This window comes from Chitinophaga alhagiae (assembly GCF_003568665.1).
GTDB lineage: Bacteria > Bacteroidota > Bacteroidia > Chitinophagales > Chitinophagaceae > Chitinophaga > Chitinophaga alhagiae.
Window position 1 is genome coordinate 1 of the sequence record NZ_QXMH01000005.1, and the last position, 24,724, is coordinate 24,724.

General features: G+C 52.0%; 22 protein-coding genes and 1 riboswitch. Of the genes, 18 read left to right on the plus strand and 4 right to left on the minus strand.

Annotated features, from left to right (window positions below; all coding sequences use genetic code 11):
• The 6 genes from D3A97_RS22020 to D3A97_RS22045 form a co-directional block, all read left to right on the plus strand.
• A partial coding sequence (locus D3A97_RS22020) for an RHS repeat-associated core domain-containing protein (RefSeq protein ID WP_198674130.1) occupies positions 1–2,386 on the plus strand: 2,386 nt, incomplete at its 5' end.
• Positions 2,379–2,813, plus strand: a complete 435-nt coding sequence (locus D3A97_RS22025) for an energy transducer TonB (RefSeq protein ID WP_119080733.1) — start codon at positions 2,379–2,381, stop codon at positions 2,811–2,813. The genes D3A97_RS22020 and D3A97_RS22025, both read left to right, overlap by 8 nt.
• A gap of 124 nt (positions 2,814–2,937) precedes the next feature.
• Positions 2,938–5,946, plus strand: a complete 3,009-nt coding sequence (locus D3A97_RS22030) for an RHS repeat domain-containing protein (RefSeq protein ID WP_119080734.1) — start codon at positions 2,938–2,940, stop codon at positions 5,944–5,946.
• 415 nt (positions 5,947–6,361) lie between these two features.
• Entirely contained in the window at positions 6,362–6,820 is a 459-nt protein-coding gene (locus D3A97_RS22035) for a carboxymuconolactone decarboxylase family protein (protein ID WP_119080735.1), read from the plus strand.
• 12 nt (positions 6,821–6,832) lie between these two features.
• Positions 6,833–7,792, plus strand: a complete 960-nt coding sequence (locus D3A97_RS22040) for a DMT family transporter (RefSeq protein WP_119080736.1) — start codon at positions 6,833–6,835, stop codon at positions 7,790–7,792.
• A complete protein-coding gene (locus D3A97_RS22045; protein ID WP_119080737.1) occupies positions 7,789–8,637 on the plus strand; it encodes a sigma-70 family RNA polymerase sigma factor in 849 nt (282 codons plus the stop codon). Before D3A97_RS22040 ends, D3A97_RS22045 begins: the two co-directional genes overlap by 4 nt.
• A 42-nt stretch (positions 8,638–8,679) precedes the next feature.
• Here the strand turns inward: D3A97_RS22045 and D3A97_RS22050 are convergent, their stop codons facing one another.
• Positions 8,680–9,426: a phytanoyl-CoA dioxygenase family protein gene (locus tag D3A97_RS22050; protein ID WP_119080738.1), complete on the minus strand. Its 747-nt coding sequence runs from the start codon at positions 9,424–9,426 to the stop codon at positions 8,680–8,682.
• A 377-nt stretch (positions 9,427–9,803) separates the two neighbouring features.
• Here D3A97_RS22050 and D3A97_RS22060 point away from each other — a divergent pair, with 377 nt between their 5' ends.
• A complete protein-coding gene (locus tag D3A97_RS22060) occupies positions 9,804–10,850 on the plus strand; it encodes a hypothetical protein (RefSeq protein ID WP_157986690.1) in 1,047 nt (348 codons plus the stop codon).
• 124 nt (positions 10,851–10,974) lie between these two features.
• On the opposite strand, the gene D3A97_RS22065 is transcribed toward D3A97_RS22060, so the two are convergent.
• Positions 10,975–11,373 (minus strand): DUF6496 domain-containing protein, encoded by a 399-nt coding sequence (locus D3A97_RS22065; protein WP_119080740.1) that lies wholly within the window; start codon positions 11,371–11,373, stop codon positions 10,975–10,977.
• A 108-nt stretch (positions 11,374–11,481) separates the two neighbouring features.
• Here D3A97_RS22065 and D3A97_RS22070 point away from each other — a divergent pair, with 108 nt between their 5' ends.
• The 11 genes from D3A97_RS22070 (at position 11,482) to D3A97_RS22120 (ending at position 23,555) form a co-directional block, all read left to right on the plus strand.
• On the plus strand, positions 11,482–11,913 hold the full coding sequence (locus D3A97_RS22070) for a DUF2141 domain-containing protein (protein ID WP_119080741.1): 432 nt from the start codon (positions 11,482–11,484) through the stop codon (positions 11,911–11,913).
• 56 nt (positions 11,914–11,969) lie between these two features.
• Complete coding sequence (locus D3A97_RS22075) at positions 11,970–13,013, plus strand: NAD(P)-dependent alcohol dehydrogenase (RefSeq protein ID WP_119080742.1); 1,044 nt, start codon at positions 11,970–11,972, stop codon at positions 13,011–13,013.
• A gap of 80 nt (positions 13,014–13,093) precedes the next feature.
• On the plus strand, positions 13,094–13,981 hold the full coding sequence (locus D3A97_RS22080; RefSeq protein ID WP_119080743.1) for a TraB/GumN family protein: 888 nt from the start codon (positions 13,094–13,096) through the stop codon (positions 13,979–13,981).
• Positions 13,982–14,023: 42 nt separating this feature from the next.
• Positions 14,024–15,121 carry a glycoside hydrolase family 76 protein gene (locus tag D3A97_RS22085; RefSeq protein ID WP_119080744.1) on the plus strand — a complete coding sequence of 366 codons (1,098 nt, stop codon included), beginning with the start codon at positions 14,024–14,026 and terminating at the stop codon, positions 15,119–15,121.
• 165 nt (positions 15,122–15,286) lie between these two features.
• Positions 15,287–15,506, plus strand: a riboswitch (cobalamin riboswitch).
• 173 nt (positions 15,507–15,679) lie between these two features.
• On the plus strand, positions 15,680–16,996 hold the full coding sequence (locus D3A97_RS22090) for a DUF5074 domain-containing protein (protein WP_119080745.1): 1,317 nt from the start codon (positions 15,680–15,682) through the stop codon (positions 16,994–16,996).
• A gap of 3 nt (positions 16,997–16,999) precedes the next feature.
• Positions 17,000–18,982: a TonB-dependent receptor plug domain-containing protein gene (locus tag D3A97_RS22095; RefSeq protein WP_119080746.1), complete on the plus strand. Its 1,983-nt coding sequence runs from the start codon at positions 17,000–17,002 to the stop codon at positions 18,980–18,982.
• A gap of 1 nt (position 18,983) precedes the next feature.
• Entirely contained in the window at positions 18,984–20,090 is a 1,107-nt protein-coding gene (locus D3A97_RS22100; protein WP_119080747.1) for a YncE family protein, read from the plus strand.
• A 3-nt stretch (positions 20,091–20,093) separates the two neighbouring features.
• Complete coding sequence (locus D3A97_RS22105) at positions 20,094–21,065, plus strand: PKD domain-containing protein (protein WP_119080748.1); 972 nt, start codon at positions 20,094–20,096, stop codon at positions 21,063–21,065.
• Between the two features lie 199 nt (positions 21,066–21,264).
• Complete coding sequence (locus tag D3A97_RS22110; RefSeq protein WP_119080749.1) at positions 21,265–22,170, plus strand: mechanosensitive ion channel family protein; 906 nt, start codon at positions 21,265–21,267, stop codon at positions 22,168–22,170.
• Between the two features lie 38 nt (positions 22,171–22,208).
• Entirely contained in the window at positions 22,209–22,754 is a 546-nt protein-coding gene (locus D3A97_RS22115; RefSeq protein WP_119080750.1) for a DUF8685 domain-containing protein, read from the plus strand.
• Positions 22,755–22,811: 57 nt separating this feature from the next.
• Positions 22,812–23,555 (plus strand): Bax inhibitor-1/YccA family protein, encoded by a 744-nt coding sequence (locus tag D3A97_RS22120; RefSeq protein WP_198674132.1) that lies wholly within the window; start codon positions 22,812–22,814, stop codon positions 23,553–23,555.
• 174 nt (positions 23,556–23,729) lie between these two features.
• Here D3A97_RS22120 and D3A97_RS22125 read toward each other — a convergent pair whose 3' ends face one another.
• The gene (locus tag D3A97_RS22125) at positions 23,730–24,275 is read right to left on the minus strand and encodes a hypothetical protein (protein ID WP_119080751.1); all 546 of its coding nucleotides are present in this window, start codon (positions 24,273–24,275) and stop codon (positions 23,730–23,732) included.
• Between the two features lie 74 nt (positions 24,276–24,349).
• On the minus strand, positions 24,350–24,604 hold the full coding sequence (locus tag D3A97_RS22130) for a hypothetical protein (protein ID WP_119080752.1): 255 nt from the start codon (positions 24,602–24,604) through the stop codon (positions 24,350–24,352).
• Positions 24,605–24,724: the final 120 nt, after the last annotated feature.

The following is a 24,724-nucleotide window of genomic DNA, read 5'->3' on the forward strand; positions in this document are numbered from 1 at the left end:
TGCCTATGGTTACAGCTATGATGCGGCCAACCGGCTGCTGAAGGCGGACTTCAGGGAAAGCCCCGGTACCGCGCATACGTGGGCGGAGAACCCGGCCACGAAGTTTAATGTGAAGATGGGGGATGGGGTCACCCCCACCAGTGCCTATGACGCCAACGGCAATATCCTTCAAATGCAGCAGGAGGGCAAGACGGGCCCCACCACCAGCGGCCTCATCGACAACCTTTATTACAACTATACGAAAAACAGCGCCACCACCGGCAACCGGCTGCAGGGTGTGTATGACGCCCAGAATAATCCCTCCAGTACGCTGGGCGACTTTAAGGAGATCACCACCGGCAGCGCTGGTGACCTGGACTATGACCAGGACCCTAACGGCAACCTGACCCGGGATAACAACAAGGGTATCTCCGCCATCACTTACAACCACCTGAACCTTCCGGAGCTGGTCACGATCACGGGCAAGGGCAGCATCCGGTACGTCTATGACGCTGCTGGCGTCAAACACCGCAAAACGGTAACAGACCAGACCGGCCCCCAAAGCAAGACCACTGTTACTGCCTACAGCGGCGGGCTGGTCTATGAGAATGACAGCCTGCGGCTGATCAGCCATGAAGAAGGCCGCATCCGGGTGAACAGTGAGGTGCAGCCGGTGGAGTATACTTATGACTATTTTATCAAAGACCACCTGGGCAACGTGCGGATGGTGCTGACGGAAGGCAGCCAGCAGCAGCTGTACCTGGCGAGCATGGAAACAGAGCGCTCTGCTACGGAAAACGCCCTGTTCAGCAATATAGAGTCCAGCCGCAGCGCCAAACCGGCGGGTTACCCGCAGGACGCCAGCGCGGGCAACCAGAACAGCCAGGTGGCCAAACTGAACGGTCAGCACCCTGACAAGCGGGTGGGCCCCTCGCTGGTGCTGAAGGTGATGGCGGGAGATACGATCTCCATCGGGGCCAAGGCCTTTTACAAGTCCATCGGGCGCAAGCAGGATAAATCGCTGGTGCCGGTGGCAGACATGGCCACCTCGCTGCTGCGGGCGTTCGGCGGCGGGCAGCCGGGTGGCGGGGATAAGGAAACGGCCGGGGAGAACATGGCCCGCAGCCCGTTGAATGAACAGTTCTTAAATGACGGCTACGAGCGGATGAAGCAGAAGGAGCCGGCCGACCCTGCCCAGGCCAACCGTCCAAAAGCATACCTTAATTTTGCGTTATTCGACGATGCGTTTAACTTAGTGGAAGAGAACAGCGGCGTGCGGCAGGTGAAGGCGGAGCCGGACCAGTTGCAGACGCTGGCGCAGGACAAGATGGTGATCAAGAAGGGCGGGTTCCTGTATGTGTATACGAGCAATGAGACGCCGCAGGATGTGTTCTTTGATAACCTGGTGGTGATGAACAGCCCGGGGGCGGTGTTGGAGGAGACGCATTATTATCCGTTTGGGTTGACGATGGCGGGGATCAGTACCAAAGCACCAGGAAAGCTGGAGAATAAATATAAGTTCACCGGTCAGCTACTAGACGATGATCTAGGGTGGAACACTTACCAGATGAAATGGCGTACAATGGATCCGCAGATAGGGCGCTTTTTGCAAGTCGATCCTTTGGCAAGCAGCTATGTTCATAATAGTACCTATGCTTATGCTGAGAATAAAGTAACTACAGGGATTGATTTGGAGGGGCTGGAATGGGTTTCCAAGATAGACGGTTCCGGGGCGACTAATGTAAGTGTTAATGTAAATTTTAGCGTGGATAAGAACCTGAAACTTTCGCCGGAGCAAATAGCTGCGTATCAATCTGCTATTAGTAGCCAGTTAAACAGCACAATGCAATTGTCCTCAGATGGGACGATGTCAGGCAGTGTAACATATAATGGTGGTGATTCAAAAGCGTTAGGGGTGGTTGTTCCGAGTTTGAGCCTTTATGGTGATGCAAGTATAGTGGGAGGGCAAACTATATTTTCTGCTTCAAGTGTAAATATTTTTGACAAGAAAGGAAATTTACGTTCTCCTGAAATGGTGGCTAATGATGCAGTTCATGAGCTTTTACACACAGTTAGGTTCGAGCATCCCTTTGAAAAGACGCAAGGTGCAGATACGAAACTTGTTAGTGAGGGTGGAAATAATTATTCAACTACACCTGCCACAGATTCTAAAATCCCATTCAATATAATGAATTACCCCATGATCAATATAGACGGGAAGAAGTCTGGCGATTTATGGAAAAGCACGGGTCAGTCACCTTCTTATTTGACTAAAGACCAAATTAAAATGTTGCTAAACGAAATTAAATTGCAGAATAATGGTGCTGGTGTGCCGGGAAGTTCGGGTTATTTGAATTATTGGATCAATACACCAGGAGAAGAAGTTAAAAAGAAGCAGAATGAATAAGGTTATATTAATATCGTTGCTACAGCTCTGTATGTTATGGAGTTGTGATGCGCAGCATAGGGTTAATAGTACAACAGCACAAGATTGTAGCCAAGAATATGATTCAATTTTGCAACGCCGGGTATACACTAACGTGGATAAGATGCCTGAATTTGAGAAGGGAGAAGTTAGCCTTTTGGAATTTTTCAGGAATAATTTTCGATATCCGGAGAATCAGGACCATTTTCAAGGTTCGATCAACTTAGTGTTTATTATTGATGCTACTGGACGGGTAACAGATGGTCATATTTATAAAAAATCAGAGACGGAGTTAACATTAGTAGACAAAGAAGCATTACGAGTATTATCTATTATGCCCAAGTGGAAAGCAGGGAGTTGTAAAGGGCGAAAAGTTCCAGTAAGGATGTTTTGGCCTGTTAAATTTTAATGCATTATTATTAAGCAAAGCCCGCGCGATCCGCGCGGGCTTGTGTTTTAAGCGTATGCCTTGCGTGCTTTATATGAAAATAAAAAAAATGTGCTTATTATTGTTCAATACCTATACCTAATATATGATAACCCAATCCACTTTACGATTCAATATTGCAAAATTGGTTACCCTGGTAATCTTTAATTTTGTTCTATATACTGCTACAGACTCGTTTGCCCAATCAGGAAACCTAGCTCAGATTATTCCGCCTTCACCATCTAGCAGGGAATATGACAAATACATTAACTATCAGGTAAGTTTGTATAATGGCGTGCCGCAGATATCAATACCATTATATGAAATAAAAATAGGGAGTATATCAGTGCCAATTAGTTTAAACTATCACGCTTCTGGTATTAAATATGGGCAGGCTGATGGCGAAGTCGGAGTTGGTTGGGTACTAGAACCTGGCTGCAGGATTTCCAGGACCATAAACGGAAGACCTGACGAGTTATTTCCCAAGCCTGAAATCTCTGGTCTGGATGTTCCATCCAACTTTAGCACCAATAAGTCAAGAGATACTTATCTGGCGCAGTTTATCAGATTGGAGGAACCGGATATTCCGTTGCCGACCCAATTGTCTGATGGCGAATTTGACCTATTTACGTATTCTTTGCCGTCACAGAGCGGAACATTTGTGATAGAAGACAGGCAGGCGAAAACAATCAGGCAAATATCCCGTTCCAATCTTTCTGTTAACTACGTTCAAAACCCCGACTTATCAATTAATTATTTTGAATTGAAAGACGGGAATGGAATTAAGTACAAAACAGGCCCCACCGAAAATAATGGTAATGCTGGAGGATATTTCCCCATACCGCCTACCGCCTGGGTAATATCTGATATTGATGATCTGTTTGGCAACTATGTCAGATTTAGTTATAATTCATATGTTGAATCAACATTTGAACCAAATGTAAGTTTTGTGGCTCATTCCGGATCTGCTATCGAGCCCTGCAGTCAAGATGGGTTTGCTAGCATATCCTATACTCCGCCTTCCCACTACAATATTAAACGCATAAGTGAAATAGTATCAAATGAATTGACGGTAACTTTTAACAGGACCACGTCTGTTGGTTTTCTCACTAGTATAGTTATTAAGAATAAACAAAACGAAATAATTAGGAATATAGAATTTACCTATTCCAGTACGTTGCATCATTTTCTGGATGAGGTTAAAATATCTGGTAGCGAAACTGCAGCTAGCCAAACATATAAGTTTGATTATTATGACAGGGACCAGGGGGACTTGGGCAACTTTACCCCAGATTATTGGGGGTATTATAAGCGGCAGCCTTCAAATACGTATAAATTTCCTGACTTCGGTGTTTATTCTTATTGCAATAGCTCGGGAGTTCCGCAAACACTAAGCTTTTACGGGCTAACCGGTAACGACCGTGCTGCATCATCAGGAAATGATGCAGCATGTTTTACGCTGAGTAAAATCACTTACCCAACGGGAGGTACTACAACCTACGAATATGAGCCTAACGCATACACGGGGATCAAAGATGGGATGATTGCGACGAAATATGCTGGAATAAGAATAAAGCGAATTTCATCGAACGATCAGGTAAATAACGGAACGTTGGTGAAGCAATATTTCTATGGTAATAATGGGGATGGTATCGGAAAGGTACATATTGACCTGGCCGACAAATCGTATTTTATGACAGATCGGCCGGCTTATGTTTGCATATATACCCCTAATGCCAGTGCTCCGGTATATGTAGCTCAGGAAATATTATTCAGTACCCGGCCCAATGAAGAACTTGCTTCTGGCGGGTTTTTAGGTGCTCCGGTTCAATATGATAAAGTAGTAGAAATTACAAATGGTGGGAAAATAGAATATATTTATGATGTTCCTTCTGACGGAAACTGGTACCAGTATACCACCAATAGTCAGTATACCGGTTTCAAGAACGTTAATCCTGGCAATTCTCCAGCGCAATGTAATCAAGCATTGCAGACTAACTATATTGCCTACCCCAATTATTACATATCAAGCTATGAATCGTGGAACACTCCTGTTCTGAAAACAAGATCGGTTTACAAATCCAGTAGCGGTAGCTACAAATTAGTTTTGAAGGATTCATGTACCTATGATGTTGTAGGGGAAGTAAACCTTTATGGACTTAAAGTTCGCCGTTTTCTGGCGCCATCCAACGCAAGTTATAATAGCGGCGATTTTTATGCCTGTGGCATAAATTCCATTTTTGATTTTGAGAGTTATCGTATATCCACTGCCAATAAAGTGCTTTCTGAGAAAACAACAAAGGTCTATAACGGAAGTCAAGTGCTTCATCAGAAGACCAGTTATTATTATAACGCAGATTTCCAACTTTCAAAGGAAGAAAACTGGAATAGCGATGGCACAATGACGACGATGAAGATGACCTATCCGGCTGATTATGGTGCGATAACAGCAACGGATAATGTTTCCGCTGGAATAAAGGCACTCCAGGATGTTCACGTTCTAAATCCATGGATTGAAAAAATAAAGATACGGACTGCTACTACAGACAAATTGATTGATGGGTTATTTCAAGTATATAGGACAGATAAGCCCCTTGCTGATAGATTGATGGTGACAGAGGCACCGGGTCCTATTCTCAATTTTACACAATCAAAGAACATCAATGGCGCTGTTTCTTTTGATTCGCACTATCAACCCAGGTTCCAATTCAATGAATATGATCTTCACGGTAATATTTTGGAACAACAGAAAATAGAAGATGTAAAAGAAGTTTATTTCTGGGGTTACAATTCTCTATATCCTGTTGCAAAAATAATAGGAAGCAACTATAATACGGCCAAAGCTCATGTCAACCAGGCTTTGCTTGATAATGTAAACGGAACATATACTGATTCGCAGATGAGGGCTGAATTGAACAAACTTCGTATCAATCTCCCCAATGCACTGGTTACAACGTATACTTATGCACCATTGACGGGCATGACGTCGGAGACCGATCCGTCTGGAAGAACTATTTTTTATGAGTATGACAGCCTTGGGCGGCTAACGCTGATCCGTGATCATGATGGCAAGATTCTGAAGAAGTATGACTATCAATACAAGGTTTCCCAATAGCTTTCTATGCAGCAGGCTTTTGGGTGCTAGAGATTTCTGTGCTTTTAAAACATCTTACAAAAGGGGGACGAGGGTTACCATTACATATGGTCTGAAAGACCCAGAAATTTTTTTCATTAAAGATGATGATGCTAAAGTAGTTTATTATTGTTTATGCTGCTTTAGTATATATCTTCTGACCAACCATGAACTTATGCTCTCTAAGGGCAAGAATCCAGAATGTAAAGGAAATGGTAAACCAGGGCTTCTTGCCATAAGAATTAATTTTCTATAACTTATCATGGGTAACCGTCGTTTCCCATCTAAAGCCATTTTACGTCGTCCCCAAAAATGTTTTCAAAAAAATCCCCCTTCCCCCGTCACGTTCCTCCCCCCAATTGTGTCTTATTAGAGAACCTTCAAAAATTTAAACAAAATGGAACCAAGGATCTCTTATCAGGACACACCCAAAGGCTTTATGGACGGCCTCCTCAAAACCGGCAGCTTCGTACGCAGCTCCGGCCTCAACGCCCAACTACAGGAGCTGGTCTACTACCGCGTATCCCAGATCAACGGTTGCGCTTTCTGCATTGACATGCATTATAAGGACGCCATCCACCGCGGGGAATCCGAACAGCGCCTGCACGGCCTGGCCGCCTGGCGGGAAACGCCGTATTACACAGAAGCGGAAAGGGCTGCGCTCGCCTACGCGGACGCGCTGACCATTCACTGTGATGCGGACGATGAAGTGTATGAAGCCCTCACAGCTCATTTCTCCAGGGAGGATATCGCCAACCTCACCCTGGCCATCGCCACCATCAATACCTGGAACCGCCTGAACAAAGCGTTCAGAACGGTAGCGGGGAATTACAAAGTAAACGTATCATTGCAGTAGAAAACAGGCAGCATGGACAGGAATTTATTGAAAGGCATTCTATACGTAGGCATTGGTGCGGCCAGCTACGGGGTATTGGCTACCATTGTGCGGCTGGCCTATAACGAGGGCTATTCCACCACGGAAGTAACGTTTGCGCAATACCTGCCGGGGCTTGTAGTGATGGGCTGCCTGTGGCTGTTCAGGGAAAAAACGCCCCGCAAAGCGTCGGGAAACGGCGGTACATCAGAAAACCGAAAAACGCCGGAAAACAGCCGTACGCCAGAAAGCCGCCGCGATGCGTGGAAGCTCATAGCCGGCGGCACCTGCTACGGGCTCACGGGCTTTTTCTATTACCTCTCCGTGCAATACCTGCCTGTGTCTATCTGCGTGATATTGCTGATGCAAACCATCTGGATGGGCGTGGTGCTGGAAAGCCTGCTGGCCACCCGCTGGCCGGGTATCAGCAAGATCATTGCCATGGTTATTGTGCTGCTGGGTACCGTATTGGCTACCAACGTGCTGTCTGCCCGCGGCAGCCTCCACCTGCAGGGGCTGCTCTGGGGCCTGGCGGCGGCGGTGACCTATACGGTATCCCTGTATGTGTCTAACAGCGTGGCCACCGGCATGTCTCCCCAAAAGAAGGGCTTCTTTATATTATTAGGCGGCACGGCCATGGTACTGGCCGTGGGCTTGCTGAACATGCCGGCGCAGTTCCATTTTTCCATTTTCTGGAAATGGGGGCTGTTGCTGGCGTTGTTCGGCACCATTGTACCGCCGCTGCTCTTCAACGTCGGGTTCCCCAAAACGGGCATTGGGCTGGGGGCTATTATTATCGCTATTGAAATACCGGTTTCCGTGAGTATGGCCTGGCTGCTCCTGCATGAGCGGGTGAACGGCTGGCAATGGTTAGGCATTGTGCTGATCATTGTTTCCATCGTGATCATGAACCTGCACCTACTCCGGAAAGAACTTGTAAAAGCATCGTCATGAAAGACTATCAGAAACAGCTGTTCCCATACGCTTATAATATTGCCGGCAGCGCGGAAGATGCGCGGGATATTGTGCAGGACGTGCTCACGGCTTATTATGCCGCCCCGCGGGAGGGTATTGAGAACGAAAAGGCCTACCTGGTCAAAAGCGTCATCAACCACGCCATCAACGCCAAAAACAGGAAAAAACGCACGGTACAACCGGAGGTATGGCTGCCGGAGCCGGTGGCTACTGAGGCGGCGGACACCAATGTTTATCTGAAAGATATTTTGTCTTACTCGCTGCTGGTGCTGCTGGAAAAGCTGAACGCCCGGGAGCGGGCGGCTTTCATACTGAAAGAGAGCTTTGATTATGCCCACCACGAGATTGCAGACATCCTGGGTACCACCGAGGAGCATAGCCGCAAGCTGCTGAGCCGCGCCAAAGCCAAGCTGTTCAAGCCGGGAGAACCGGCGGCTACGGGCATCCGCTCCGCGCAAACCAGCGCGCTGCTGGAAAATTACATTGCGGCCATCCGCGGCCGCAATATGGAAAAGCTGGAAAGCCTGCTGGCGGAAGATATTGCCTTCTACGCAGACGGCGGCAAGCTGAATGTGGTGAAACGCATCTGCACCGGCGTGCCGGATGTGGCGGAGCTGCTCATTCATGTTTACCACACCTACCAGACGGGCTCCAGCGTCAGGTTCGCTACCATCAACCACCAACCCGCATTTCTATATTATGTCGAAGACCGGCTGTATGTATGCCAGGTGTTTGCCGTATCTCCGGAAAACGGGCGTATCCTGCAGATCAGCAATATCGTAGACCCTGAAAAACTGAAGATACTGGCCGGGCATTTTGCATGAACGGGGCGGTTATTATTGTTCCCGTTGTGATGCACCCTGAAGTCAGGGTTTTCCCATTCGTTCTGCCTGCAGTTTTTTCTGATAGGCTGCCTTGGCTTCCGTATCTTCCCGGGCAGACAGGCCGAAGTAGATTAATCCCAACGCTTTTCTGGAACGCGTTGCGCTCTTGTTGCCTCCTGCTGTATGAATGGTCAGTGAATGGTGAATCAGCAAATCTCCCGGTTTTGCCGTGATGCTGATCTCTTTATTGATGTCTTCGGGCCCGTAGTCAAGGATCTGCTGCGAGAAGCCTAATGTTTGTGTTCTCCCGTGCGGCCGCATGCCGGTAAGGTGTGAGCCCTTGATATATCTCACGCATCCGTTCTCCTCATCTGCCGGTTCAAGCGCCATCCACATGGTTACCGCAACGGAGGGTTTCAACATAAAGTAATAACCATCCTGGTGAGGAGGGGTAGGTTTCCCGATACGCGGGGGCTTGTTAAAATATTCCAGCGTTTTGCCCACAACGTTGTCGTTCAACAGCAATGCGGCGATATCTTTAAATTTGCCTTTGTTTAATACGTTGTCGAAGAATTGATCATACTGGTGTATGTCGATCAGTTGCTTGAGTGTTGAGGGGTCATCTTTATCTTCGAAAAACATTTTTTCTGCGGGCATGTTGGGAGTGACCTGCTCAATAACCCGTTCGAAATTTTTAATGATCTCGTTCACTTCGTCACTATCCAGAAATGCAGGGATCAGCACATAACCATCCCGTTGGAACGTTTCTTTAATTATTGCTGTATGCATGCCTTTGGTGTTTTATCCAAAGGTATTTTGCGGATAATTCCGCCGCCACTTAATTTTTATAGAATAGTGATACTATTTTTCAGAAATGCGGATGAAGCTGGCTGCCGCCTCATCATCTATTGTGCGCTACTTTTGGCGGATCAGCCCCCGTAAAGCACGCCGGTTTACCGCCTTGCTGCAGGGGTAACAAAAACAGCACATAGGAAAAAGACCGGAACAGCTTTTTTTACGCCCCCGGACGCCCCTTTGAAAAATACCTATTTTTAAGTATTTCCCGCTACGCCCCCGCAGTCTACTTTTGTTGCCAGCAAATGGTTTTGACCAGCCCTTTACTTGAACGACCTGCCGAAGCACCACAATCACCAAATGTACAATATATGTATTCCATTCCCCTTAGAGCCTGGGCATTGCTGGGCCTGATGTTCGTTTTGTTTAACTCCTGCGAAAAAATTACTGACGAAGGCGATGACATTGAAAATTCCGGCGGTAGCGGCGGAACTGGTGGCACTGGTGGTACTGGTGGTACTGGCACCGGTGGTACGGGTGGTACCGGTGGCGGCACCGGCGGAGGCGGCACTTCTTCCGGCAGCTACGGCGGCTACTGGCAGCGGAACGACGGGCAGGCAACCACCTACCTGTACCTCAACGGCAACGTAGCGCAAACCTGTAGCAACGGCACGGTCACTACCGGCACCTTCAACGCCTCCGAGCCGTCTATGACTTTCGTGATCAGCGGCAACACCCTTAAAATACCGCTGAAACTGGATGGCAGCACCCTGATGGTGGGCGTTCCCAACCAATACCTGGAAACGCATAATGCCACGCCTTACAAAAAAGTCAGCAACTGGGGCTGCAGCGGCAGTGGCGGCGGCACCGGCGGTGGTGGCACCACGCAGCCCAAAACCGGAAAGTATACTTTCTACACCAACGATTCCAAAATGGGCAATATCACGGTTACCGTTAACGGGCAAACAAAAAGCACCAATGGCGGGTATTGGTATCCGCAACTGCCGCCCTGTGGCACCGGCTCCAATGCGGCTAACTTTGAGCTGCCGGTGGGTACCTACAGCTATACGGCCGTAGGCGCCAGCCGCACCTGGAACGGCAGCATCACCGTGAACGCCAACGGCTGCAACCTGGTAACGCTCACCGGCAACAGCGGCACGGCCAGGAACGGCACCGCCATGTTCTGGACGGCGGCAGACCTTAAATGCGGCGCTATCAGCGTAACCTGCGGCGGCTCCACCAAGAGCATCACCGGTTATTACTCCGGCGGCACGCCGTCTTGCGGTGCTTCTTCCGCGGCCACTTTTTCATTGGCCCCAGGCAAATATGCATTCACCGCCAAATGCAGCAGCAAGTCGTGGCAGGGTACGGTTACCGTTACTGCAGACGCTTGTGCTACCATGCGGCTTACGAATTGATTGTTTTTCTCTACACCTACGTGAACGAAGCCCGGCTTATGCCGGGCTTTTATGTTTGACGGGTGCTATCTGTGGATGAATTTCTACAAAAAAAGCCGGCCCTGTTGCGGGACCGGCCTTGATCTTATGCGGTGGCCTTGCTGGTGCTGCTCTTTTTGGCGGCATTGCGTTTACGCATAGCTGCTGCTTTTTTACCGGCGGCCTTCCGGGTGGTGGCCTTTTTAGCCGCCGCCTTCTTCGGGGCTGTTTTCCTGGCCGTGGCTTTTCCTGCAGCCGCCTTCCGGGTGGCGGCCTTTTTAGGCGTCGCCTTCTTTGCCGCCGCCTTGCGGGTACCGCTTTTCGGGCTGGCCGCTTTCTTCGGTACTTTGGCGCCTTCCTCCCGTGCTTCGGAAAGGCCTATGGCAATGGCTTGCTTGCGGCTGGTAACCTTCTTGCCGCTGCGCCCGCTCTTCAATTTACCCTCATGCATTTCATGCATGGCCCGTTCCACCTTGTCGCCCGCTTTTTTTGAATACTTTGCCATGATCTTGCTTTTAATGGGTATAATAAAAGTTGTTTACATTAGCATCAGCATCAAATAATGCGCCATCTGCTCTGGCACAGTATTTTCCATCCTCTTTAAAACAGCTTTATGGGCATACGTTACATTGCTGCCGGTATTGTGGCCGCCCTGGTCAGCAGCTTCTCCGCCAACGCGCAAACCAGGTACCAGGTAAAGATCACTAACCTGGAGAACAAAAAGGGACAGCTCTACATTGGCTGGTACGGCAGTGAAGATGCTTTTATGAAACCGAAAAAAACGGCGCTGGCCAGGGTAGTGCCGGTACAGGCTAAAAGCGAGGTGGTAGTGGTGTTTGACCAGGTGCCCGCGGGGCGGTACGCCATTTCCGTTTTCCTGGACGAGAACGGGAATGAAGACCTGGATACCAACCTGGTGGGCATCCCCAAAGAGAAATACGGTTTCTCCAACAACGTGATGCCCGCCATGCGGCCCGCCACTTACGAAGAAGCGGCTTTTGAAGTGAAGAACACGCCGGGCAGCCTCTCCATCAAACTAAAATAGCGCGGCATTGTTGTTTATGCATTGACTTCGTATCTTAATACCATAAAAACGAAACAATGTCTGAAGTAAGAGCTTATGCAGCACAGAATGCCGCCACGCCGCTGGCCCCCTGGACGTTTGCCCGTCGCCAGCCCGGCCCGCACGATGTGCAGTTTGATATCCTTTATTGCGGCGTTTGCCACAGTGACCTGCACCAGGTCCGTGATGAATGGGGCGGCGCTATTTTCCCCATGGTGCCCGGCCACGAAATAGTGGGCCGCGTTACCAAAGTGGGCAATAAGGTAGCCCGCTTCAAGGTGGGAGACCTGGCGGCCGTTGGTTGCCTGGTAGACAGCTGCCGCCATTGCGAAAGCTGTGAGAAAGGGTTGGAACAATATTGTGAGAACGGCTCCTCCGGCACCTATAATTCCCTGGAGCAAGACAAAAAAACGCCTACCTACGGCGGCTATTCCAGCATGATAGTAACAGACGAGGCCTTTGTGCTGAAGGTGTCTGACAAGCTGCCCCTGGCCAACGTGGCGCCGCTGCTCTGCGCCGGCATTACTACGTACTCCCCGCTGCGGCACTGGAAGGTAGGGAAGGGGCACAAAGTGGGCATTATGGGCCTGGGTGGCCTCGGGCATATGGCCGTGAAGTTTGCCGCCTCCTTTGGCGCGGAAGTGACCATGCTCAGTACTTCCGCATCCAAGGAAGCGGACGCTAAAAAACTGGGTGCCCACAAATTTGTGCTCACCTCCGATGCCGCGCAGGCCAAAAGCGTGCGCAATTATTTCGATTTTATTATTGACACGGTATCCGCTCCGCATGATTACAACAGGGTACTGTCCATGCTGAAAACAGACGGCGTGCAGATCTGCGTGGGCGTGCCGCCTACGCCTACAGAGCTGCTGGGCTTCAACCTCATCGGCAAACGCCGCAGCATTGCCGGTTCCATGATCGGCGGCATCCCGGAAACGCAGGAAATGCTGGATTACTGCGCGGAGCACAACATTGTGTCTGATGTGGAAGTGATCGATATCAAAGACGTCAACACCGCGTATGAAAGAATGTTGAAAGGAGACGTTCGTTACCGCTTCGTGATAGACATGGCCACGCTTTGAGCCGGCTGTCACTTTCCGGGAAATAGTGGCTTGAACTGTTTCCCGGAAAGTTATACATTGTATGAAATTCCCGCTGTTCCATGAAGCGCATCCTCTTTTCCCTGTTACTTTTTCCTGTATTAGCCGTTGCCCAGCGTTCCCTGCCAGACCGTCCGCAGACCATTTTATGGAAGGTAAGCCACCGCAGCCTGCCGGGCAGCTCCTACGTGCTGGGCACCAACCATGCCTACCCGGGCACTTTCATTGACACCATGCAGTATGTTTCCAAACTCGTTCATGAAGCGGAATGTATGGTGGTGGAGGGAAAGGAAGGGCTGAGCAAGGCCGGCCTGGCCGCGCTGGGCGTCCGGAAAAAGTCTTTTAAGGAACTGTTCCCCCCCGCGGATTACCAGGTGGTAGACGCGTATTTTTCCGCCCGGCAGGAGGGGCTGTTCAGTATGATGGACAGCGCCGGTTTGCCGGTGTTTATGCTGATGGAGGCCGTTATGGCCATGGAGCAGGCGGAAGGCGGCGGTACCTACCAGGGGCCGGATGGCTCTGTGGATACCTATGTGGTGAAAGCAGGGGAAGGAATGGGCGTACCGGTAGTACGGCTGGACAGCGGCTTTGCCATGCGGGACAGCGCGCGGGCGCATGACGGTAGTGAGGAAGAATGGGCGGGCATCATCACCGGCCTGGTAAAAGACCTGACAACCGCCAAAACCTACAGCAAGATGTTGGCAGACGGGGAGTATGGCAGAATGGACATTGATTACATGTTCAAAAAGCCTGCACCGGCAGCTCCCGGCAGTGACGACTATCATTTGCTCATAGAAAGGAACCGCTATTGGGTGCCGCGCCTGCTGAAGGCCCTGAAAGAGAAAAGGTGTTTTGTGGCGGTAGGTCTGGCGCATCTGCAATATGAAAGCAGCCTGCTGCTGTCTCTCCGGCAAAACGGTTTCCGCATAGAGCCGGTGCGGCTGAAATAACGGGAAGGCCGGAAGTATTCCCTGAATTTACTATTTTGCCGCATGCGCAGTTTACTTTTACTCACCGCCCTGCTGGGCTGCATCAGCGCCCGCGCCCAACACTGGGGCAATGCGGCAGACAGCGGTTACCATGCTCTCAATACCTGCTACTGGTCAGATTCGCAACATTATTACAAACATAACAACACCGGTAACGATGCATTTGATTACTGGTGGAACGCCCATGCGGCGGATATACTGGTAGACGGTTACCTGCGTACCAGCCGCCAAAGCTATCTGCAGCAGCTTAACCTGTTGCTGGACGGTATGCGCCGGAAGAACGGCGGCCAGTGGCTGAACGAGTATTATGACGATGAGCAATGGCTGGTGCTGGCGCTGTTGCGGGCTTATGAGGCCACCGGCAACAAGCGTTACGCCGCGGTGGCGGATACGCTGTGGACAGACATCAAAAAAGGCTGGACGCCCGTGGCCGGCGGCGGCATTATGTGGATGAAGACCACGCCGCATTCCAAGAACGCCTGCTCCAACGGGCCGGCCATGATCATTGCCGCGCGGCGCTACAAGCTCTTCCAGCAGCCGGAAGACCTGGCCTTCGCCAAACAGATCTATGCCTGGCAAAAGCAACACCTCGTTAACCCGGCCAACGGCACCGTGTGGGACAATATTGAAGTGAAGAACGGCGTGCCGCAGACCAATACCCGCCCCGGTATGGTATTTACCTACAACCAGGGCACCTGGCTGGGCGGCGCGCTGGAGCTGTACACCATTACGCGGGAGCCCGTTTACCTGGCAGATGCACTGCGCACTGCAACGTATGTGATGGAAGATACGGTGCGGTTCTCGCCGGGCGGCATACTGAAAGGGGAGAACAATGGTGACGGCGGCCTGTTCAAAGGCATTTTCATCCGCTACTTCACGCAGCTCATATTACACGGTAACCTGGAAGCCCCTGTGAAAGCCCGCTTCATCTCCTGGCTGCGCAACAATGGCCGCAGCCTGCTGGAAAACGGCACCCTCCGCCCGCAGTACATCTTTGACACCCGCTGGCGCAAAGCGCCTGCCACGCCCGGGCAGGATGCTTCCATCCAGATGAGCGGCATCATGCTGCTGGAAGCGTTATACCTGGTGGAGGGCGCCTAGGCTTGCCATTTATTCTCGCACCAACCTGGTTGTATGCTACGCACGGTTCTGGGGAAGGGCGCGTAGGCTGTTCGCTTTCATGTTAAGCCGGTTGTATCCCCGCCTGGTTCGGTGGCCGATGACCACTGTCATCCCCCCTGATTTGGATAATTCCACACATAACCGTAGGTTTGCGCCACATTTGGTTACAGTGCCCCGTTAAACGGGTATGTATTAAAAGGGAATCCGGTGCAATGCCGGAGCTATCCCCGTAGCTGTAATCCTGCCCTGGTCAAAAACCGGGACGTTTTTCCGGAGTCATCTCCAAGCCACTTTCCACTACGGAAGGGAAGGCCCGCCGGAAAAGCAGGAGAGCCAGAAGACCTGCCAATTGTATTACCATTCAACGCTTTCGGGTGAAAAGCCAGGAATGTAAAGCCTTTACGGGCGTTATATTCTCATTTTACTGATCCCCCTTTTATGCGCGTTGGGTATGCCATGTGCATACGCCATGTGCTGAAAAGCCAAGGTTGCCGCACATGCATGCTATGAAGTTGTCATTGTACAAACAGCAAGCATATGAAGAAACATTTACGCCTGTTGGCGGGCCTGGCGCTGCTCGCCTTTATGGCCGCCTGTAGCAGGAACAACGGGCCGGTTTTCCAGCGCCCGGTCATTTCCGCGGCCAAAACCACAGACTCCCTCCGCATCGGGCAAACGCTGCGGCTCAGCCCGCAGCTTAGCCAGCCGCTGGGCGCCGCTTTTCAATGGAGCGTGAACGGCGCGCCGGTAGGAACGGATTCCGTGTACACCTTTGAAGCAAAGGAAAGCGGCAGCTACCGCATTACCTTCCGTATGAGCAATGCCGCCGGCATAGACTCGCTGACCTACAACATCAAGGTATGGGGCCGGTACGAGAACGGCTTTTTTGTGTTGAACGAAGGCTGGTTCGGTACGGAAACCGGCAGCGTACACTTTTATGAGTATGGTACGGACACCGTCAGAACATGGGTGTACAAACACGAAAACCCCGGTAAAACATTGGGCGGCGTAATGAACACGCTGCAATACGGCGCTGTGTACAACGGCAAGCTGTACATGGTGGTCAAAGCCGGCGGCCCGCTGGTGGTGGCAGACGCCCTGACGCTGAAGGAAACCGGGCGCATTGACAAGCCCGCCGGCGGCGATGCCATGACCTTTGTTGGGATAGACAATACCCGCGGCCTCCTCAGCGCCGGAGACGGCATCTACCCCCTCAACCTCAACACGCTCGGGCTGGGCGCCAAACTGGGCGGCATTACCGGCACGGTAGGCAACATGCTCAAAGCGGGAGATTATGTGTTCGTACACTCCGCCAAAGATGGCATGGTAGTGCTGGACGCTGTTACCTTCGGCGTGGTGCAGGTTCCTACCAAAGCCACCATCGGTTTTGTACAGGCCAAAAACGGCGATGTATATGCCGCAAAAGATTCCATGCTGATGAGCATCAACCCGGCCACCCTCAAGCTGGATTCCGTGAAGATGCCATTCAAGGCCGCGGCGCCGTGGGGCGCCTGGCGGAGCGTGTCTATGGCGGCCTCTGCCAAAGAGGACAACGTTTATATCATAGAACCGGGCAAGAACTGGTCTTACGGCACCAAACTGTACCGTTATGCCGTGGGCAATGCCGCTTCCCTTAACGAACCTTTCATCACCCTGCCGGATGGGCAGTATTTCTACGGAGCAGGCGTAGCCTATGACGCCCGTACCAACGAGCTGGTGATCACTACTATCAACGGCCCGTATTCAGGCAGTGTGAACAGGGTACTGTTCTACAATGCCGCTACCGGCGCCCTGAACAAGACCGTGGTGTATGAAGGCTGGTATTTCCCCGCCATGACAGTTTTTCATCAATAGACCATGCCGCTGAACAAACTCAACCGCTGCCTGACGGCCTGCCTGCTGCTTGCAGGCAGCGCCGCGGCGCAGCACAAGAACAACGGGGACACCCTGCGGGAAGTAACGGTCATTTCAATGAAGGCCCCGCTGGTCATCAATACTTCACACCCCGTGCAGGTGCTGGCGGGAGAGGAGCTGCAAAAGCTGAACAGCCTCTCCGTGGCCGATGCGCTGCGCTTTTTCTCCGGCGTGCAGCTGAAAGACTATGGCGGCATCGGCGGCCTTAAAACCATCAACGTGCGCAGCATGGGCACTCATCACACCGCCGTGTTTTACGACGGGCTGCAGCTGGGCAACGCGCAGAACGGGCAGGTAGACCTGGGCAAGTTCTCGCTGGACAATATAGACACCCTCAGCCTCTACAGCGGCCAGCACAACAATATCTTTCAGCCGGCCCGGGGCTTTGCGTCCGCCAGCTCGCTCTACATAGAAAGCCGCCGCCCCCGCTTTGCGGAAGGGGAGCGTACGCATGGCAAGGTAAGCGTCAAAACAGGTTCTTTCGGTTTGATCAACCCCGCCATTTTATGGCAGCAAAAAATTTCCGAACGCGTAAGCGCCAGCGTAAGCGGTGAGCTGACGCATGCGCACGGCCGCTACAGGTACCGTTATACCAATGGCGTATATGATACCACCGCTACCCGCAAGAATGCCGATGTACAGGCCTGGCGGCTGGAAGCAGCGCTCCATGGCCGCTTTAAGGACAGCAGCCAGTGGGCGGTGAAAGCCTATGCCTACCGCTCCGCCCGGGGCCTGCCCGGCGCTATTGTAGCCAATCACTTCGAGTACAGCCAGCGTTTGCAAGACCGGGACATGTTCCTGCAAACCTCCTGGAACAAACGTTTCTCCTCCCGCTATTCCCTTGCCCTGCGCGCCAAGTACACCCATCTCTTCACCCGTTACCAGGACCCGGAGTACAACAACGAAGCGGGCTTCCTGGACAACCGCTACACCCAGCAGGAGGGATACCTTTCGCTGGCGCACCAGTACCATCTCAAACCCTGGTGGGAGGCCGTGCTGAGTGCAGACGTGGTCCTCAATACCCTGGATGCCAACATCTACCGCTTTGCGTACCCTACCCGGTATACCGGCCTGGCCGCGCTGGCCACCCGCATCCACTTTTCCCGCCTTGAGCTGCAGGCCAGCGCCCTGGGCACCATGGTGGATGAAACGGTAAAGTTCTTCACCGGCGCCGGCAGCAAACGGGAACTGACGCCTTCCGTGTCTGCCTCCTGGCAGCCCTTTGCCCGGGAAAACTTCCGGCTGCGGGCGTTCTACAAGAACATCTTCCGCATGCCTACTTTTAATGACCTGTACTACACTTTCATCGGCAATACCAACCTGCGGCCGGAGTACACGCACCAGTATAATATCGGCCTCAGTTACAGCAAAAACTTCGCTGGCCCGCTGGCATATGTTGCCGCTCAGGCAGATGCCTATTACAATGCCGTGAAAGATAAAATTGTGGCCGTACCGGCGGCCAATCTCTTCCGGTGGACGATGATGAACCTGGACCGTGTAGGCGTTCACGGTATAGACGCCAACATCCGCGCTGGCTGGCAGCTCTTTACGGCTGTTTACTGGAATTTCGGTATCAACTATACCTGGCAGCAGGCGCAAGACCTGACACCCAACGGTTACAACTACGGCCACCAGATCCCTTACACGCCCTGGCATAGCGGCTCTTTCACCACGGGCATTACGTACAGGAGCTGGGACCTGCATTACAGTTTTATTTACACTGGAGAGCGGTACTCGCAGAAAACCAACATTCCCGTGAATTATATAGAACCCTGGTATACCAGCGATGTATCCCTGCACTACAAATACAAGGCGTTCGGCGTTTCTGCTGAAGTGAATAACCTGCTCAACCAGTATTACGATGTGGTACTCAACTTCCCCATGCCGGGAAGGAACTACCGTTTTTCGTTCAACTACAGTTTTTGATATGATGTACAGAGTATTGATAGCGATGTGCCTGTTGGCCGCCTGCAGAAAAGGCATTGTGATTCCCCGGGTGGAAGCGGAAATGATACCCGGCTTTCAGCGCGCCGCCCCGCCGGGAGCCGCCACTGCCGGCCTGTACCTGCTGAACGAAGGGAATATGAACATGAACAAGGCCTCGCTGGATTACCTCGACCTGCAGACCGGCCGCTACAACCGCCGCGTGTTTACCGCCTATAACCCGGAAGTAACAAAGGGGCTGGGAGATGTAGGGAACTATATAGCCATTTACGGCTCGCTAATGTACATCGTGGTCAACAACTCCAACAAGGTAGAAGTGGTAGACGCCGCTACCTGCCGCCGCATCAAACAGCTGAACGTGAACCAGTGCCGCTATGTGGACTTCTATAAAAATAAAGCCTACATCACCTCTAACGATGGTTTTGTGGCCGTAGTGGATACGGCAACGCTGGATATTGTGAACCGGATAAGAACGGGGCGCAACCCGGAACAGCTGGTGGTGGCGGGAGACAAGCTGTATGTAGCCAATTCAGGCGGGTACAGTCCACCGAACTATGAAAAAACCGTTTCTGTCATTGACCTGCGTACGGAGCAGGAGATCAAACGCATAGAGGCCGGCATCAACCTGCACCGCATGGCGCTGGACGCGTATGGCGACCTGTACGTGACCTCCCGCGGGGATTATTACACCATACCGTCACGCATATACGTAATTGACACCCGAACGGACGTGGTGAAACAAACGCTGAACATAGCGGCCAGCAACCTCTTCATTCACAAAGACCTGGCTTACATCTACAGCGTGGAGTGGAGCTACCTCACCGGCAGCAATACCATCAGCTATACCTTGCTGAATGTGAAGGACGAAACGAAGCTGGACCGGAATTTTATTGCGGACGGCACGGAAAAGCAGATCAAGATACCCTACGGCATTGCCGTAGACCCTGATACGGACGATGTATATGTGACCGACGCGAAAGACTATGTAACGCCCGGTACCCTGCATTGCTATGATAAAACAGGTACACGCAAATGGTCTGTTTTGACCGGGGACATACCTGCCCATTTTGTATTTCTGAAAAACAATTAAGATATGACAACACGTACCATGCAGCAGCGCATGCTGGCCCTTGCCCTGGCAACAGGGTTGTATGCCTGCTCCAAAAAAGACGGCCCCGCTCCGCAGCCGGACTATTTCCGTCCGGCCACAGACACCAGCAAACCATTCATTGCCAAAGTATTTGACTACCTGCCCGCGCCGGGCCAGTTCGTGAACAGCGGCGGCACCGGCACCCCGGCGGGCGCGCAGGCGCTGGTGGGCGGGAACAGCGCCTTGCTGTCCCTGGGCGGTTACGGCGGCAATGTGGTATTCGGCTTTGACCATTCCATTGAGAACAAGGCCGGCCACGACCTCGGCATTTACGGCAACCCGCTGGTGAACAAAGACCAGGAATGGTCAGAACCGGGCATCGTAATGGTGATGCAAGACCTCAACGGCAACGGCCTGCCGGATGATGACGCCTGGTACGAGCTGGCGGGCAGCGAATACCCCAAGGCAGCAACCGTCAAAAAATACCGCATCGTTTATCATAACCCGAAGAACCTGACAGATGATGTGCGCTGGACGGACAACCAGGGCCAAACCGGCTATGTGCTCCGCAATATGTTCCACAACCAGTCCTATTACCCCGCCTGGGCCGCCAACCAGGACTCGCTGGTGTTTGAAGGCACCCTGCTCGTCAATACCCTGATGCAGGCCTATGACCCTGTTTACGGCATTGGCCTCATTACCAACAAACCGATGGAATGGGGGTATGCGGACAATGGTTCCGCCATCTTCCTGCAGGCGCGGGAGGAAGCAGGCCGCGGGTATAACAAGTTTGACCTGGACTGGGCGGTAGACGGGGAAGGGAAACGGGTAACCCTGGCCTACATCGATTTTGTGAAGGTATACACCGGGCAGAACAGCAACGGAGACCCCGGCGCCGACCCGGACAATCCCAACCGCATGCTGGGCGAGATCTCCACGGAGGTATCCGGCGCAATGGACCTGCATATTAAATAGACCGGGCGTTTACGGCGTTATGTTGGCCAACGGTTCCCGGTTAACTGCCGGGGCCGGTGTATGGAGGGCACACGGCAGGCGCCACCGTGGCAGCGCCATATCTGGTAAAAAACAGGATGCCCGGTACTTTTCCGGCATCCTGTTTTTACATGCCCCATAATTGCCTATTTTTGCGCGAAAGGCTAAAACGCGAAAACCCATGGTAATAGATCAGGCTACATACAATAAAAAGAAGTTCCGGAAGGAAATACTGGTGTTTGTGGTCAAACTGGTGGTGTACCTGGCCGTATTGATGTTCAACTTTTCAAGTCATGACTGGTTCGAAAAGTACAAATGGCTGGGCCGCGCCACCAACGCGCTGTCTCTCTTCCTGGGGGCCAACCTGCTTATTTCCATCGGCTGGATCGTGATGATCTCCTGGTACCTCAGCAAACACCGGCTGCAGCGCCTCACGCGGGATAATTTTGTGCTGGGCATCAACCGTATCTCTTCCGTGCTGAACACGGTGATGTTCCTGGTGGCCCTGCTCACGCTCTTCGGCGCCAACATCAAAGACCTCTTTTTCAGCCTCAGCATTGCCGCGGCGGCCTTTGCCCTGCTGTCCAAAGAATACATCGCCAACATGATCAACGGCCTCATCATCATGTTCTCAGACCAGCTTTCCCTGGGTGACCAGATCAGGGTGGGAGAGTACCGCGGCAAGGTGCTGGACATTACGCTGGTTAACGTGGTGCTGCAGAACGATGATGATGATATTGTGCTGATACCCAACTCCGTGATCTTCTCCACCATGGTGCTGAACCAGAGCAAGCAGAACATCAAGAAGCTGACCATAGAGTTTGAGCTGGACCTTAAGTACCAGTCTTCCCCTGACCAGCTGGAGCAGGAGCTGAAAAGCGTGTTGCGCCCCTTTGCCGGCAACATCACGGAGAACAGCTTTTCCCTTAAAATACTCGAGATCAAAAAAGACCTGGTGCACTACAAGGTGCAGTTCCTCATACCCCGGCCAGACAAGGAAACCGAGCGCCGCATGCGCCGTATGCTGATCAACACCATCCTCTCTTTTTCAGGGCGCGAGGTAAATGCCGCTGAAAACGATGCCTGATCTCAACATCTTGTATTATATTACCGCCCAAAAAAAACATGGAAGAACTGACAGCAGGCGTAGGCTCCCGTGTGCAGCACGCGCGTTACGGCCCGGGCGTAATCATTGGCGTAAAGTACGCCCAGTATGTGATCACTTTTATTAACCAGGGCGTGGTGGAAGTAGATAAAACAGATCCCCTCTTTGAGATTTTGTACGCGGAGAACGAAACGGTGGAAGTAGAGACCGTGTCTGCCGTGGAAACCTCCCTGCTGAAAATACTGCGCCTCTGGGGCGGCATTACCGAAGTAGTGCCCCTGGGAGAGCGCTGGGCGGGCGGTACCCTGTTGATGCAGCCCAAAGACCCTTCCCTCAAGGCCAAGGAAGTGCCGGTAGAAGTTTTTTTCCATAAAATAGTAATGGTGCGTGACCGCCTCCGGGTGCTGGAGCAGCAGATCAACGCCCACAAGCTGCTGAGTGACGAAGACAAGGTGAACATGCAGCAGTACATCACCCGCATCTACGGCTCCCTCACTACCTTCAACGTATTGTTCCGCGAAAAAGAGCACTGGTTTACAGGCGAAAAGGGCGGAAAGGATGAATAGACGGCCCTTTGGGGAAAATAATGTATATTTGAAAGAATCAACAAAACAGAACGAAATATGGCATTAATTGAATCGAAAAACCCTGTACTGAGTGAAAAAACATTCCAGGAAGCGTCCCGCATGCAATACAGTGAGGCCATGACGCTGAATGGAACTGTTGGTAAAATGGCGTTCCTGCTGGCATTGGTACTGGCCTCCGCGGTATATTCCTGGGGCGCTTTTGCAAGAGGCGAGAACGTGATGCCCTACATGATAGGTGGTGCAATTGGCGGCCTGGTGCTGGCGCTGGTTATTTCCTTCAAAAAAGAATGGGCCGCTTACCTGGCGCCCGCCTACGCCCTGGCAAAAGGCCTTTTGCTGGGTGCTATTTCCGCTTATTACGCCAGCCGTTGGGATGGTATTGTGCTGCAGGCCGTGGGCCTCACCATTGCCACTTTCATTGGCATGCTGGTACTATACCGCGCCCGCATCATCCGCGCTACTGAAAGGTTCAAATCCGTGATGTTTGCCGCGGTGGCGGGTATTGCCATCTTTTACCTGATCGCCTTTGTACTGGGCTTCTTCAATATCAGCATTCCCTTCCTGCACGAAGGCAGCCTCATAGGCATCGGCTTTTCCGTGGTGGTAACCGCCATTGCCGCGCTGATGCTGATCATTGATTTTGACATGATCGAGAACGGCATTACGCAAGGCGCGCCCAAATACTTTGAGTGGTACGCTTCTTTTGCCCTGCTGGTAACGCTGATATGGCTCTACCTCGAAATTCTGCGCCTGCTGTCCAAGATCAACAGCAACCGCTAGTACATATTTACTTGATGCAATGAAGTCCCGGTGGCCCTGCCGCCGGGCTTTTTTTTGGAGTGAAAGCGGTGCTGCCATGATGCGGGCACACCGTTCCTGCTGGCTGTTTTTGGAGCGAAAGTGGTGCTGCCATAATGCGGGCACACCGTTCCTGTTGGCTGTGAGAGAAGCGTTTTATCCCTGTCCGGGCTGCTGTTCTCCACCCGCGTGTGGCCCCGGCTGCAACGTGGCCGCATCGCACCGGGCCGCAATCACCTTCCAGGCCTCCCGGTTCCAGCGGAAGTGCAGGTCTGTACGGTTCACCAGCCGGCGGTGCCGGGCGGGGGAGTAGGCGCTGCGGGTAGACACAAAAATGGTGCGGCCCTGGCAGTGCTGCTCCGGCAGTTCGCCCCCGGCGGCATATTCTTCAAATACCTCCCCGTTTTTTACATAATACACCCCGGCGGCCTGTATCTCGTGCCATTCAAACTGCAGCTGCCGGAAAGGGCTGGAATAACGGATGCCCTTTTCGTCAAGGCTTACCACCGTGCGGTTGCGCACCAGCCGGATGGCCAGGGTGCAGCACAGCAGGGCGGCGGCCAGTACCATCAGCCAGGTGAGGCGCATGGCAATGCCCGCCGCCAGCAGGGGGAAAGATATGATAAGGCCGGGAACACGGAAGAATCTGCCCAGCGGCGTTTTGCTGCCGCGGGTCTTGAAGGTACGGGTCTTAGTGGTCATTGGAGAAAGCCTGTTCATAAAAAAATGCGGCGCAGGGAAGGGCGCCGCAATATCAGTAGGTGTAGTGTATCCGGTTAATTTTCGAGGTCTTCGCCCCTCAGAGTGCATTCGATCTGGCGTTTCACGGGCGCGCTGAAACCATGCAGCTCAATGTTGGGCTGCTCGTCCAGGCAGATCCGTATCCTGCCGTTCTCATGCATCAAAACGTCGTGAATAGGTTCCAGGAGGGCAAAAAGCATTCGTTTTCCACTTTCAGCAATCTGGTTCATGATGGTATCTTCCAGATGGAAGAACTCCCGGTTTTTGTAAGAATAGGATACTTGTACCATTTTTTTAGTTTTTCAATAGGACTTCTATACGCCCATAAAAATACGCATTTTTATAAATTGTCAAAATTTATTATGAATAAATTATTTAAAGACCTCTAAATACGTAATTCAGCTTTTGTA